Here is a 13,640-nt window from a genome sequence, read left to right as displayed (position 1 = left end):
TCATTACATCACAATGACATTGAACAAATGACCATCTATATCACTAAATAAGGCCCCGTAATACCCCTCATGTTCCGTGCCTGTTTCTAGTACTTTTCCGCCTGCTTGTTCAACCAAGGAAACTAACGTATCAACTTCTGGTTTTGTTGAAACTGAAAGTGATACTAATGCTTCATTGTTACCTATAGATGAAAGTCTAGAAACTTTTTCAAATTGCTTTTTTTCTATCAGCATAATGATTTGGCCATCTTTCGTTTGAATACCTCGCATTTTATTCATCATGTCTTTATGTTTTTTGATTGTAAATCCTATCGTATCATAAAATTTTTCACTTGCTTCCAAATCTTGTACTGGTAAATTGAGCCATGCAGCATTAATTTCCATTAGCCATCCTCTCCCTTTTCAAATTTTTCAATGTATTACACACTTATAGTAAAACATAAATCACTTTTAAAAACATGACATTATCATTTTCTATTTCAATAGCACAAAGCTTCAAAATATTTATTTTAGCTTTCAATTACGGTAGACTCTAACCATTCTCATCCATGTTTGTCAAAGCGCTGATACACTTTAAATTAACTTGTTTTAATAATTGATCGTAAGTATTTAGTGCTGTCTGAGTTACTTTTTCTCCACAACCAGTTAGATAAATGTACATGGCGCGTTGGTCTTCTACACATTCTTGTCTATATACAAGTGGCGTCTCTGTATTTTCCATTCTTACAATAAGTCTAGACATCGCACTTTGACTTAAGTCAACCACTTTAATCAAATCATTGATTTTGTATTTTTTATTCTCTGACTTATAAATTTCATATAATACATAAAATTCTTTAATACTTAGATGATATTGTTCTTTCAATTTTCTTTCAATCATCGCTTCAATATAATGTATATATTTAGTCATTTTAATCCAATTATCCACTTTTTGTTCTTTTTTCATTGTATATCTCCCCACTAATCATACGTTTGAAAGTTTCTTTAGGTCATTTATTAATTAATTCTGAAATGATGTTGTACAAAAAACATTATTTCCAAGTGTTGCACTTTTTTCATATGACTACCTATATAAATACGTTGCTTTTATAAACTATATTATTCAATATTCTATAAGTTTCGGTATCTACTTTTTAGTTTAAAGGATAAAAATGTCGAACTAAAGACGTGATACTCCCAATTTCCACTTTTTTTATACATCAACAACATATAATTATAATATTGTTTATCTTGAGCATAATACAAAAAACCATTTTAGTGTACTAACAATTAATACTAATAAAATAAGTTCAATTCTATTAGTGTTTCAACTGTTAATAGTGACTAAAATGGTTTTAATTTGTTAAATTAACACGATTTATGCTTATTGCTTTTTCAATAATTGCTCTTTCAAATCTTTACGTTCATATTCTAAAGAGTAAGGATCATTTAACCAATAAATGCCCTCATCCACTTTAATTGTATGTCCATTTTTGACAGCCTCAGTACTTTTCCATAAATCTTTATTTTCAAAAGATAATTGAGTTCCTTTAGCGACTGGTGTAACGACATAATCACCTGCCATATCTGGAATTTCTTCTTCAGATATATCAGCTAAATCATTTTTCTCAGTAGCTTTTTCAACATTTTCTGGCATTTTCAAGCCAAATGCATCATACAATACTTCACTACCATGACCGTATGTCTTACCGAGTGCATATACTTTTTTATCAAAATCTTTGATAATTGAAACAGTTGTGTCTTCACCAATAGCCTCTTTTATTGTTTCACCGTCATTTTTTGTCTTTTTCTCCCATTCATCAATCCAGGCATTTGCTTGTTTTTCTTTACCTATTATTTTTCCTAGCTCTTGATGTTGCTCTTTGTAATCATGTTTCAAATAATCAAAAGCAATTGTGGGAGCAATTTTATTTAATTTTTTTAAATTTTTATCAGTATTATAAGTAATAATTAAATCTGGTTTTAACTTTGCGACACTTTCCACATTCTCTGCGTCTACTTTTTTAACGTCTTTAAATTTATCCTTTAATACTTTGCTATCATCCACGATGTTAGCTACACCTACTATATTCCCATCAAGTTGTTTTAAACCACCTGCATAAGTTGCACCAAGTACGACAATACGTTTTGGCTTTTTAGGTATTTTTACTTTATCTCCTGAATCTTGAACATACGTCTTTGTTTCTTTCTTGCTTTTTGATGACTCATTATCAGATTGATTACCACATGCTGCTAATACCAAAATAAGTGCAAGTAATGGTAATAATAATTTTTTCATTCCTAAATATCCCCTTTTCATATGTTTACAATTTAAACTGAGCTTAATTATATATTATACTTCATTTATATTGAACGAACCACAAATAATTGTTGATTGTGCATGAATGATGACTCAACTTAATATATAGAAAGTAGCGCTTTGGTATAATGGTGGCGTTCTTCAGAAAATAAATACGCAATCGGAAAATCATCGACAATTTCTCCATCTTTCATAACAACAATTCGCTCAACAAATTGATTTAAAAAAGCAATATCATGAGAAATCATAATGATTCCTTTGTTTGTTTGATCATGGTAGTCTTTCAAAACTTTTATCATTCTTTGTTCAGCTATCACATCTAAACTAGCAGTTATTTCATCGCAGATTAACATATCCGGTGCTAGCATTAATGTACGTATTGTGTTAAATCGTTGTAACTGTCCACCACTTAACTCGTCTGGAAACTTTTGTAATAATGATTCTTCTAAATGCATATATGACATTAAATATTTAAGACTTGCGCGAATATCTGCTGTTGATTGTGAACCTTTATAATATCGTATTGGTTCTTCTAGTGCGGTTTGTATTTTGAATTTGGGATTAAAACTATCGTATGCATGTTGAAATATCGGAAGCATACTTAGTCCTTGTGTTGAATATTGACCTTGATAATTGGTTAATAATCCTAACATTACATGAGCCAACGTCGTTTTACCAGAACCACTTTCACCAACAATGCCAACTTTTTCATTTGAAGCTATCGTTAAATTAATATTTTTTAAAATAGGAGCATTTTTATAAGCAAAGTTTATATGTTGCAACTTAATCATTTATGTCATCCTTCCTTAACTGACTACGCGCATCAAACAATTTAAGACTGTATGGTTTTACATTTCCATCCTTAAATGCTTGAACATGATTAAAGTCTATGACTTTGCCATGTTGAATGACGCTAATCCAATCACTAAAATCAAGCACGTGAGATAAATTATGCGTAATCATCAATAAGGTCACTTTATGAACTTCTGCTAAGTGCTTGATTAAATTCATCACATTATAACCTGTGATTGCATCTAATGATGCTGTAGGTTCATCGGCAATAATAACGCTTGGATTTAACATTAAAACACTGGCGATTTGCACCCTTGCAAGCTGACCACCTGATAAATTAAATCTATAACGTGTCATCACTGCTTCTGAATCTAAATCTACCCATTTAAGTGCTTGCTTTACAAATTTATTAGCTGCAGTTTTATCTACCTTATAATGCATTTTATAAATACCTATCAATTGCTTACCTAATTTTGTGTGATCATTAAAACTATGTGTATAATCCTGAGATATAAAACCAATTTCTTTTCCTAGTAAATTGCTTACACCAGTGATTGATTGTCCTTTGTAAACTAATGAATCAAAATGTGTCGTCAACATACTAGAAACTTGTTGTACGAGTGCTTTTGCAGTTAAACTTTTGCCAGAACCACTTTCACCTACCAAAACATTCACTTTACTTTTTCGTAATGTTAAATCAAGATGGTCTACGAGTCTTTGACCATTGATATCTGTGATGGTTAAGTTTGTAATTTCTAAAAGGTTATTATTAGCCATCAGCATCACGCTTTCTTTTTAAAAGTCTATCTCTCAATGCATCACCAGTTAAATTAAATAATAAAATAGTTAATGTGATTAAAAATGCGGGTACAATTAATAACAATGGGTATGAACTGATATAATCTCTACCTGCATTTAACATTGCTCCCCACTCTGGAGAAGGTGGCTGTGCACCTAAACCTAAGAATGATAACGAAGAAATATAAAGTATAATTTTCCCAAAATCTACGGTCATTAAAACAATCACAGAAGGCATCACTTGTGGGAAAAAATGTTTTAAAATAATGCGATGTGTTGGTACATTAAATAGCTTAGCCATTTGAATATATGGTTTACTTATTTCACTACTTACAATTGAACGTGTGAGTCGTGTGTAAGTCATCCATTTGATAATAGTAATTGCTATCACTAAATTCCATATACTCGGTTTAAAGAAGCTTGCCATAGCAATCATTAACACAAATTCTGGAATACTTAATCCTATGTCGATAACACGCATAATAATCGTATCAACAAGACCTTTTTTATAACCTGCTAAAAGTCCCAGTGGCACACCAATTATTACGGTAATCAACAAAGTGATTAAACTGATGATCAATGTATATCTTGCACCGACAATCACTCTTGCTAGTAAATCTCGGCCATAATCATCCGTACCTAGCCAATGTGTGCTACTAGGAAGCTCTAGTGTATGATTCAAATGTACCTCTAATGCACTATCTGTTGAAATAAAAAATTGGGCTACGATGAGTAACAATACATAAATACCAAACATATAAAAAATAAAATTCCCTTTATTCTTATGTCTCATTCAATATCACCATCCTGGCCCTGACGTTTTAATGTATCATTTATTTTGTTAAAACGACGTTTAGGATCAATACATAAAAGTAACAAATCACTAATCGTATTGGCCAACACCACAAAGAATCCAATCATGATAACAGCACCTTGTACTACTGGATAGTCCCTCGCTCTAATACTATCTACAAGAAAGTGACCAAGACCTGGTATCCCAAATAAATTTTCAATCACTACCGTACCACCAATCAAACTACCAACAGACATACCTAATACAGTAATCACGGGGACAATAGCTGGCTTAAACAAGTCTTTCCATAAGATGTAGTGCTCTGACATTCCTCTCAGTCTAGCCGCTTCTACTTCTTTAGATTGATATAGTTCAACTAAAGTCGAACGCATTAACCTTACATAATATGCACTCATGCCAATACTTAATGCGATTACAGGCAATATATAACCGGCGATAGAGTCTAAACCTGATGAAGGCAGTATATTTAGTTGTTGTGCAAATATATAAATTAATATCGTTCCTAAAAAGAAGGAAGGCACACTCACCGTAAATGAAGTCAATATTCTTATCCAAGTATCTATCCATGTATGATATCGTTTTGCTGCTAATATCCCCAAAGGAATAGCAACTAGAAATACGATAACAATCGTTAATACTGCAATAATTAACGTTGGAGGTGTGTAAAAAATCAATTCTTTAATCACAGGCTCTCCAGTTTGATAACTTGTACCGAAGTTTAACTGTATTATCTGACCTAACCATTGAAAATATTGCACTACCGGGGATTGATTGAGTCCTAATCGTTCTTTGGTAGCTTCAATTTGTTCACTTGAAACATTCGCTACATCTAAGTGCAAAACTTTATCAACAGGGTCTCCAGGCGTGAGTTTCATTAATATAAAAGTGATAGTAGAAAGGACAAACAATACAATGATCATTTGTCCAATTCTAGAAAGTATATGTTTTAATATCATTCTTTTTTATCAACCTTATAGTCAATAAGATAAATACCTTCTGGTGTTGAAGTTAAATTCTCTACATCCTTATTCATTCCAACGATATTATCGTTATAAGAAATATAACTGTTTGCGATGTCATCACTTGTAATATCAATGATTTGATTAGTAATGTTATTACGTTCTTCTTTGTTCACTGTTTTATTTAACTCATCTATTAATGCTGTGACCTTATGATTATCATAGCCACCTGCATTAATTGCGCCTTTTGGTTTGTAAGCTTGGTTAAAGAAATAACCCGTATCCCCTCTAGGAATTGTACCAAAACTGTAAAGTGAGGCATCCCACTGATCTTTATCTTTTAAATAACCCTGTATGTCATCCACATTACGTAATTGGATATCAATATTAGCTTTTTTAGCATCTGACTGAATTACTTGTGCAATTTTAGGTAATTCTGGACGTCCATTATACGTAGATATCGTCAGTTTTAATGGATGTGCTTCACTGTAACCTGCATCTTCCATTATTTTTTTAGCTTGAGCAATATCTTGTTTTTGCACATCTTTATTTTTTATAAAGTCCAGTTTTTTATTAAATGGTCCAGTTGCAGGTGTTGCATAGCCTTTTGAAACGTTATCTGCAATACGCTTACGATCAATGACTTTATCTAATGCTTCACGAACCTGCTTTGTCATTTTATCACTTGTATGATTGTATAATAATAATCCAGTTCTGAAACCAGAGACAGATGAAATTTTCGTCTTATCACTCTCTTTTAATGATTTAACTTTTTCAACAGGTACATCCGTAATAACATCTGCTTTTCCAGAATCTAAATCACTCGTGCGGGCATTGCCGTCTTCTTGATATGTAACATTGATGTGGTCTAGTTTTGGTTTGCCTTGCCAATAATCTTTATTTCGGTCCAATTGAATTTTCTGTGATTGCTTATAATCTTTAATTTGATATGGACCAGTGCCTACAGGGGTTTTATTTATATCTCCTTTAGCTTCAGTATCATAAATAGCTGAGAATGGACTAGCTAATTCTGAAATGAGTTCAGGATATGCAGTTTTAGTTGTGATTTGCAATTTTTGTCCATCCACTTTGATATCTTTGATTGGCAATGAACCTTTGACTAAATCACTTTTTTGAATGCTTTTCTCCAAGCTGGCTTTAACTGCTTCACCTGTCACTTTTTTTCCGTTTTGGAATTTAATATTATCTTTTAATGTTAAATCTAATTGAGTCGGTGATGTTTGTTCGTAAGATTTAACTAGCAACTTTTGAACTTTACCATCTGCTGTCGCTTTAAATAATGATTCTGCAGCACCTACCTTCACAGGTACATCTGTTTCATATGGTGCGATAGATGTCGTTTTCAAAGGTAATTCTATATCTAAAGTTTTTCCTTTAGACTGGCTGCTAGAGCCACTACAACCAGCCAAAATTACTGCTGTAGAAGCTAATACTGTGATGATTTTTTTCATAAACATACCTCTTTCCAACAATTTTTATTGAATAATAATCTATCCACAAAGCACACCCTCTTTTATTATACTTAGTTTGTACATTTAATTAAACTTCATGCTTCAGAGGTTACTTATTTTTGTACACGCATACTATTTCCTGCGAATAACATAATCCATGTAGCAATAATAAACGGTAAGGTAAAGACAGGTAAGCCAAATGGTGTTAGCAATGTAATCATTCCTGCGTGTATAACTACCGTGAGTAAGACACCAAGCACAATACTCATATATCGCGGAATTCTAGTTTTAAATGCCACTCCTAACGCTAAAACTGTAAGAATGACATTATAACCAAATAAACCATCATTAATCTGATCATGATTTGCACCGAGCACTGTAACAGCTGCAAAGCCAATGACGTTAGCAATCATTGCGTAGAGTCCTGCTTTTCTTGAAGCAATAAATATCCCAGTCAAAATGAAAATACCTGCTAAAACACTTTTTAATAAAAATACTTCACTAAAACCTGATAAAAAGGCACTAATAAAATCGATATGATGTCCGGAATATGTAATTTCTTTGACTGTATTAGGCAATATTTTTACATCTGCATTTACAAACTTGAATTGAAAAGACATTAATAAAACAACCCAGCTTACAAATACATATGGCATCGTTAACATAGGTACACCAAAAGGTTTGAAAAACTCTCTAAATGCAGATCCTAACGGCATCGTTATAATTATTGCAACGATGACTATCAATAAGCTATACCATTCAGGTACTAAAAATAACGTTAATGCAATTGCTGTCAATACTGGATTAAAACCTGCTAAACCACTATTAATCTCTTCGTCCGAGTAATTTGTATATTTAGCTAATAATAGTGATGTTAAACTAGCGATGAGGGCCATTAAACCGACTTTCCAACTACCTATAAATAGACCTATTAAGATAAATAAACCTGTCCATGCATTGTTCAACAATAAAACCTGTGCGATATTTTTTAATAATATTTGAATCGCATTCACAATGTCACCTGATTTCTATAAAATTTACGTTATTCATCTTATATCATACAACCTATAATTAAAAGCCTTTCAAATTTTACTAAATTCGCTATTTCCACACCTTTCCTTAATGTGTAATTCTTGTAGTTAGCCTAGCAACCCTTTATTATTAAAATGTAGACACATACACATTGGTATTGGTTTTAACAGTTTTGGAAAAGGAGTGAACAACGTGCATTTTACACAACGTGAGCAAGATAAGTTAATGTTAGTCATTGCATCCGATTTAGCACGTAGACGTCAACAAAGAGGATTAAAATTAAACTATCCTGAAGCAGCCGCTATCATCAGTTTTGAATTGTTAGAAGGGGCGCGCGATGGGAAATCAGTAGCAGAACTTATGAGTTATGGAAAACAAATATTAAGCGCAGATGATGTCATGGAAGGTGTTGCAGATATGTTAACTGATTTAGAAATTGAAGCAACATTCCCTGATGGTACAAAATTAATTACTGTCCATCATCCGATAGTCTAAAGGAGGATACATGATGAAACCAGGTGAAATTATTGTTAAACGTACAGAAATCGATGTTAACAAAGGGCTTCATGCCACAGTCATCACTGTAAAAAACACAGGCGATCGGCCTATACAAGTTGGTTCTCACTTTCACTTTTTCGAAGTGAATCCTGCATTAGATTTTAATCGTGAACACGCTTATGGCAAACGTTTAGATATACCCGCAGGTGCTGCAGTTCGTTTTGAACCAGGTGATGAAAAAGAAATTCAATTAGTAGAATATAAAGGAAATCGTAATATTTTTGGTTTCCACGGAAAAATAAATGGTCCTATAGACGACACACGTGTATTTAAACCAGATGATTACACTAAAGAATCAGAAATTATCGATGAGTCCAATTTATCAGAAGATAATGCTAATAAAGAAAGTGGGTATAAAAGATGAGTTTCAAAATGACGCAATCTCAATACACGAGTCTTTATGGACCAACAATTGGTGATTCAGTAAGACTCGGTGATACAAACCTATTCGCTAAAGTCGAAAAAGATTTCGCTACATATGGTGACGAAGCTACTTTCGGTGGCGGTAAATCCATCCGAGACGGTATGGCTCAAAACCCTAACGTAACAAGAGACGACAAAAAAGTTGCAGATTTAGTTATTACTAATGCGCTAATCCTTGATTATGACAAAGTAATCAAAGCAGATATTGGTGTGAAAAATGGCTATATTATGAAAATTGGTAAAGCGGGTAACCCAGACATTATGGATAATGTTGATATCGTTATTGGTGCAACGACTGATGTCATTGCTGCAGAAGGTAAAATTATAACTGCTGGTGCCATTGATACACATGTCCACTTTATCAACCCAGAGCAATCACTCGTTGCATTAGAAAGTGGCACAACTACATTAATCGGTGGTGGTACTGGAGCTTCTGAAGGCTCAAAAGCAACAACTGTTACGCCTGGACCTTGGTATATTCATCGCATGTTGGAAGCAGCAGAACAAATTCCATTAAACATTGGTTTTACTGGGAAAGGACAAGCTGTTAACCACACTGCCCTCGTCGAACAAATTCATGCAGGCGTCATTGGTCTTAAAGTCCATGAAGACTGGGGTGCAACACCATCTGCTTTAGATCACGCTTTACAAGTCGCAGATGACTACGATATTCAAGTTGCCTTACACGCAGATACTTTAAACGAAGCTGGATTTATGGAAGAAACAATGGCAGCAGTTAAAGACCGTGTATTACACATGTACCATACTGAAGGTGCTGGTGGCGGGCACGCACCCGACTTAATTAAGTCAGCCTCTTACTCAAACATTTTGCCATCATCCACTAACCCTACTTTGCCATACACACACAATACAATAGATGAACATTTAGATATGGTTATGATCACACATCACCTTAACGCTTCTATCCCTGAAGATGTTGCTTTTGCTGACTCTCGTATTCGTAAAGAAACAATTGCTGCAGAAGACGTATTACAAGATTTAGGGGTATTTAGTATGGTAAGTTCCGACTCTCAAGCTATGGGTCGTGTTGGTGAGGTAATCACACGTACATGGCAAGTGGCTCATCGTATGAAAGAACAACGTGGTGCACTTGAAGGAGACGGTGAATATAACGATAATAACCGTATCAAACGTTATATTGCGAAGTACACAATCAATCCTGCAATCACACATGGTATTTCAGAATATGTTGGATCTATTGATGAAGGTAAACTTGCAGACATTGTAATGTGGGACCCAGCGTTCTTTGGCGTTAAGCCTGAGATAGTGCTTAAAGGTGGCATGATCAGTACAGCAATCAACGGCGATGCTAACGGCTCTATTCCAATTTCTGAACCACTCAAGTATCGTAATATGTATGGACAATTAGGTGGTAATATGCAAAGTACTGCTATCACTTTTGTTTCATCCACTGCTTATGAAAATGATATTGGCAGAAGTTTAGGCTTAAAACGTAAATTAAGACCAGTTAAAAATATTCGTAATTTAACTAAAGCAGATATGAAAAATAATAGCGCTACACCTAAACTAGATGTAGACCCGCAAACTTATGAAGTATTTGTCGATGGTGAGAAAATAACAAGTGAACCAGCTACTGAGTTACCACTAACGCAACGTTATTTCTTATTCTAGGAGGATAAAGTATGATCATCGAAGAAATTAAAGGTAATATTGCAAATCTTGCGCAAAATGAAAAAAACAAACATGTTGAAAAAGTTTACCTTGAAAATTCTGACTTAGTGAAACGTATTCAACGTGTTACAACAGATCATGGTAATGAAATTGGCATTCGTTTAAAACAGCCAATCGATTTACAATATGGTGATATTCTATATCAAGACGATACAAATATGATTATTGTAGACGTCAATTCAGAAGATTTATTAGTTATCAAGCCACGTACATTACAAGAAATGGGTGACATTGCTCATCAGTTGGGCAATCGACACTTGCCAGCACAATTCACAGAAACAGAGATGCTTGTACAATATGACTATCTCGTAGAAGATTTATTGAAAGACTTAGGCATACCCTACAGCCACGAAGATAGAAAAGTAAACCAAGCATTTAGACATATAGGTCATTCACATGATTGATCACGCACATTTACGCTTATTCCAATTCTGTGATTCTCAATTTCCGACTGGCGCTTTCAGTCACTCATTCGGTCTTGAAACATATATCCAAAGAGATATTGTCCATGATGAAGCATCTTTTAAACAATGGCTTGAATTATTCTTAAATGAACAACTTTCATTTGCTGACGGCTTAACGATGCGCTTAGTCTACGATGCACTAAATCATCATAACACTGAAAAAATATTGTATTTAGATCGCATACTTTTTGTACAAAACCTGCCTAAAGAAACCAGACAAGGTTCAAAACAAATGGGTAATCGCATGGTCAAACTAGCAGCAGAACTTTACGATAGTGAATGGATAAAGTGGTATCAAACGCAAAACAAAAATAAAAAAGCAAAATTGCATCCGGCGATTTGTTTTACAATGCTTGGTCATTATTTAGGTGTCGATATTGAAATGATTATCGATTACTATTTATATCAAAATGTATCGAGTTTAACACAAAACGCAGTTCGTGCGATTCCTTTAGGACAAACTGCTGGTCAAAGAATCGTCCATGAAATGATTCCCTTTATGAAAGAAACAAGAAATCATATTATGACATTAGAGGAGTCACAATTAGGTATCACTGCACCCGGATTAGAAATCAACCAGATGGAACATGAGAACGTAAATGTAAGAATATTCATATCTTAGGAGGGCATTTTCAATGACAGAGACAGTTAAAATAGGTGTCGGTGGCCCTGTAGGTGCAGGGAAAACACAACTTATTGAAAAATTAGTGAAACAATTATCTAAAGAATTTAGCATAGGTGTCATCACCAACGATATTTATACAAAAGAAGATGAAAAGATTTTAGTTAATTCAGGCGTGTTACCTGCAGATCGCATTATCGGTGTTGAAACAGGTGGCTGCCCACATACAGCAATTCGTGAAGATGCTTCAATGAACTTTGCTGCTATCGATGAATTAAAAGAACGCAATGAAGATATCGATTTAATCTTTATCGAATCTGGTGGCGACAACCTTGCTGCGACTTTCAGTCCAGAGTTAGTCGATTTTTCTATATATATTATCGACGTTGCTCAAGGGGAAAAAATCCCTCGCAAAGGCGGACAAGGCATGATTAAATCTGATTTCTTTGTAATTAACAAGACTGATTTGGCTCCGTATGTCGGCGCTTCATTAGAACGTATGGCTGAAGATACTGAAACATTCCGAGGCAAAAGACCATTTGCATTTACTAATCTTAAAACAGATGAAGGCTTAGATAAGGTTATCGAATGGATAGATCAGGATGTCTTTCTTAAAGGTTTAGCTTAATGGCAAATGCACAGCAAAAATGGACTGGCGTATTAGATTTAACTGTTTTTAATAATGGTAGAAAATCTGTTGCGCGTGATATCTTTTTTGAGAAGGCATTAAAAGTCATACGCCCAGTCTACTTAAACGGCTCAGATATACCTACATTTTATATTGTAAATGTAGGTGGTGGTTATTTAGATGGTGACCGTTACAAAATGGATTTCACAGCAGAAGAAAATGCAAATGTGACTTTAACTTCACAAGGTGCGACAAAAATCTATAAAACATTAAATGATCATGTCGAACAATATCAAAGTTTTAAAATTAAAGACAATGCTTATATTGAATATGTCGGCGATCCTATTATTGCCTTTGAAAACGCTAAGTTTTTCCAACATAATACGTTTAATTTGAGTGCTAGCGGTTCACTATTCTATACAGATATACTGACACCCGGTTATTCAAAAGAAGATAAAGCCTTCACATATACGTATATGCATCTACTTAATGAAATTTATGTTGAAAATGAACTCGTAACATTTGATAATTTGTTACTTGATCCAACTAAAAATAAAGTTGATGGCCTAGGATATATGGAAGACTATACACATTTAGGTTCATGCTATTTCATACATCCTGAAGTCAATCAAACTTTTATAGATGACGTTTATGATTACATCAAGCATTATCATAAACTATATAATTGTCGTTTTGGTATTACGCAATTACCAACGCATGGTTTCAGCATTCGAATCTTATCAAATAAAACACAAATTATCGAGCGCATTTTAAATGCTGTTCAAACGTACGTTGCACAGCATATCTTTGACAGAGAAGTCAATTTCTTAAGAAAATATTAACCTTAATCATGTCGTATATTATGAAATAGTAATTCCAACCTCAAAGAGCATGAAACATACAATTTATACTCAATAAAAAGAACTTAGACAAACCCTGTGCAAATTAATGCGTAGGGTTTGTTTATTTTTATTTATATAGTTGTTTTTCAAATAGCAGTGGTCTTTCAGACCATTACCAACACTATTTAATTTATATATAATGTTCTTCGTATAATATTGGCAAT

General features: G+C 33.8%; 16 protein-coding genes. 7 read left to right on the top strand and 9 right to left on the bottom strand.

Features of this window, described 5'->3' with window-relative positions; all coding sequences use genetic code 11:
• Window positions 1-3: 3 nt before the first annotated feature.
• The 9 genes from KA873_RS01440 to yut all read right to left on the bottom strand — a co-directional run bounded on the left by KA873_RS01440 (window position 4) and on the right by yut (window position 8,147).
• A complete protein-coding gene (locus KA873_RS01440) occupies window positions 4-384 on the bottom strand; it encodes a VOC family protein (protein WP_107504483.1) in 381 nt (126 codons plus the stop codon).
• 148 nt (window positions 385-532) lie between these two features.
• Complete coding sequence (locus KA873_RS01435; RefSeq protein ID WP_107504484.1) at window positions 533-946, bottom strand: MarR family winged helix-turn-helix transcriptional regulator; 414 nt, start codon at window positions 944-946, stop codon at window positions 533-535.
• 417 nt (window positions 947-1,363) lie between these two features.
• Entirely contained in the window at window positions 1,364-2,278 is a 915-nt protein-coding gene (locus KA873_RS01430; RefSeq protein WP_107385739.1) for an ABC transporter substrate-binding protein, read from the bottom strand.
• Window positions 2,279-2,397: 119 nt separating this feature from the next.
• A complete protein-coding gene (locus KA873_RS01425; protein WP_107504485.1) occupies window positions 2,398-3,090 on the bottom strand; it encodes an ABC transporter ATP-binding protein in 693 nt (230 codons plus the stop codon).
• Window positions 3,083-3,868 (bottom strand): ATP-binding cassette domain-containing protein, encoded by a 786-nt coding sequence (locus tag KA873_RS01420; protein WP_107504486.1) that lies wholly within the window; start codon window positions 3,866-3,868, stop codon window positions 3,083-3,085. Before KA873_RS01420 ends, KA873_RS01425 begins: the two co-directional genes overlap by 8 nt.
• Entirely contained in the window at window positions 3,861-4,682 is an 822-nt protein-coding gene (gene nikC / locus KA873_RS01415; protein WP_107504487.1) for a nickel transporter permease, read from the bottom strand. Before nikC ends, KA873_RS01420 begins: the two co-directional genes overlap by 8 nt.
• Complete coding sequence (nikB, locus tag KA873_RS01410) at window positions 4,679-5,659, bottom strand: nickel ABC transporter permease (protein ID WP_107504488.1); 981 nt, start codon at window positions 5,657-5,659, stop codon at window positions 4,679-4,681. Before nikB ends, nikC begins: the two co-directional genes overlap by 4 nt.
• Complete coding sequence (nikA, locus tag KA873_RS01405) at window positions 5,656-7,140, bottom strand: nickel ABC transporter substrate-binding protein (RefSeq protein ID WP_438829990.1); 1,485 nt, start codon at window positions 7,138-7,140, stop codon at window positions 5,656-5,658. Before nikA ends, nikB begins: the two co-directional genes overlap by 4 nt.
• Window positions 7,141-7,247: 107 nt before the next feature.
• Window positions 7,248-8,147, bottom strand: a complete 900-nt coding sequence (yut, locus tag KA873_RS01400) for an urea transporter (RefSeq protein WP_107383563.1) — start codon at window positions 8,145-8,147, stop codon at window positions 7,248-7,250.
• Between the two features lie 211 nt (window positions 8,148-8,358).
• Between yut and KA873_RS01395 the strand changes: the two genes are divergently transcribed.
• Genes KA873_RS01395 through KA873_RS01365 form a run of 7 tightly spaced genes read left to right on the top strand, consistent with a single transcriptional unit; the run spans window position 8,359 to window position 13,416 of the window.
• Window positions 8,359-8,661 carry an urease subunit gamma gene (locus KA873_RS01395; protein ID WP_019469957.1) on the top strand — a complete coding sequence of 101 codons (303 nt, stop codon included), beginning with the start codon at window positions 8,359-8,361 and terminating at the stop codon, window positions 8,659-8,661.
• Window positions 8,662-8,674: 13 nt separating this feature from the next.
• Entirely contained in the window at window positions 8,675-9,088 is a 414-nt protein-coding gene (locus KA873_RS01390) for an urease subunit beta (RefSeq protein WP_107383562.1), read from the top strand.
• Window positions 9,085-10,800, top strand: a complete 1,716-nt coding sequence (gene ureC, locus KA873_RS01385; protein ID WP_119535418.1) for an urease subunit alpha — start codon at window positions 9,085-9,087, stop codon at window positions 10,798-10,800. The genes KA873_RS01390 and ureC overlap by 4 nt, the downstream gene beginning before the upstream one ends.
• An 11-nt stretch (window positions 10,801-10,811) precedes the next feature.
• Complete coding sequence (gene ureE / locus KA873_RS01380; protein WP_107385732.1) at window positions 10,812-11,264, top strand: urease accessory protein UreE; 453 nt, start codon at window positions 10,812-10,814, stop codon at window positions 11,262-11,264.
• Window positions 11,257-11,946: an urease accessory protein UreF gene (locus KA873_RS01375; protein WP_107383559.1), complete on the top strand. Its 690-nt coding sequence runs from the start codon at window positions 11,257-11,259 to the stop codon at window positions 11,944-11,946. Before ureE ends, KA873_RS01375 begins: the two co-directional genes overlap by 8 nt.
• 13 nt (window positions 11,947-11,959) lie before the next feature.
• On the top strand, window positions 11,960-12,574 hold the full coding sequence (gene ureG / locus KA873_RS01370; RefSeq protein ID WP_107385730.1) for an urease accessory protein UreG: 615 nt from the start codon (window positions 11,960-11,962) through the stop codon (window positions 12,572-12,574).
• Window positions 12,574-13,416 (top strand): urease accessory protein UreD, encoded by an 843-nt coding sequence (locus tag KA873_RS01365; protein WP_107383557.1) that lies wholly within the window; start codon window positions 12,574-12,576, stop codon window positions 13,414-13,416. The genes ureG and KA873_RS01365 overlap by 1 nt, the downstream gene beginning before the upstream one ends.
• The last annotated feature ends 224 nt before the right edge of the window (window positions 13,417-13,640 follow it).

The organism is Staphylococcus sp. GDY8P45P (assembly GCF_017892745.1).
Taxonomy (GTDB): domain Bacteria; phylum Bacillota; class Bacilli; order Staphylococcales; family Staphylococcaceae; genus Staphylococcus; species Staphylococcus cohnii.
The sequence above is the reverse complement of the archived record's forward strand: the minus strand, read 5'-3'. Positions and strand labels throughout refer to the sequence as shown.

Coding starts and splice junctions, on each gene's coding strand:
- KA873_RS01440 (WP_107504483.1), bottom strand. CDS start 384: ATGGAAATTAATGCTGCATGGCTCAATTTACCAGTACAAGATTTGGAA.
- KA873_RS01435 (WP_107504484.1), bottom strand. CDS start 946: ATGAAAAAAGAACAAAAAGTGGATAATTGGATTAAAATGACTAAATAT.
- KA873_RS01430 (WP_107385739.1), bottom strand. CDS start 2,278: ATGAAAAAATTATTATTACCATTACTTGCACTTATTTTGGTATTAGCA.
- KA873_RS01425 (WP_107504485.1), bottom strand. CDS start 3,090: ATGATTAAGTTGCAACATATAAACTTTGCTTATAAAAATGCTCCTATT.
- KA873_RS01420 (WP_107504486.1), bottom strand. CDS start 3,868: ATGGCTAATAATAACCTTTTAGAAATTACAAACTTAACCATCACAGAT.
- nikC (WP_107504487.1), bottom strand. CDS start 4,682: ATGAGACATAAGAATAAAGGGAATTTTATTTTTTATATGTTTGGTATT.
- nikB (WP_107504488.1), bottom strand. CDS start 5,659: ATGATATTAAAACATATACTTTCTAGAATTGGACAAATGATCATTGTA.
- nikA (WP_438829990.1), bottom strand. CDS start 7,140: ATGTTTATGAAAAAAATCATCACAGTATTAGCTTCTACAGCAGTAATT.
- KA873_RS01390 (WP_107383562.1), top strand. CDS start 8,675: ATGAAACCAGGTGAAATTATTGTTAAACGTACAGAAATCGATGTTAAC.
- ureC (WP_119535418.1), top strand. CDS start 9,085: ATGAGTTTCAAAATGACGCAATCTCAATACACGAGTCTTTATGGACCA.
- ureE (WP_107385732.1), top strand. CDS start 10,812: ATGATCATCGAAGAAATTAAAGGTAATATTGCAAATCTTGCGCAAAAT.
- KA873_RS01375 (WP_107383559.1), top strand. CDS start 11,257: ATGATTGATCACGCACATTTACGCTTATTCCAATTCTGTGATTCTCAA.
- ureG (WP_107385730.1), top strand. CDS start 11,960: ATGACAGAGACAGTTAAAATAGGTGTCGGTGGCCCTGTAGGTGCAGGG.
- KA873_RS01365 (WP_107383557.1), top strand. CDS start 12,574: ATGGCAAATGCACAGCAAAAATGGACTGGCGTATTAGATTTAACTGTT.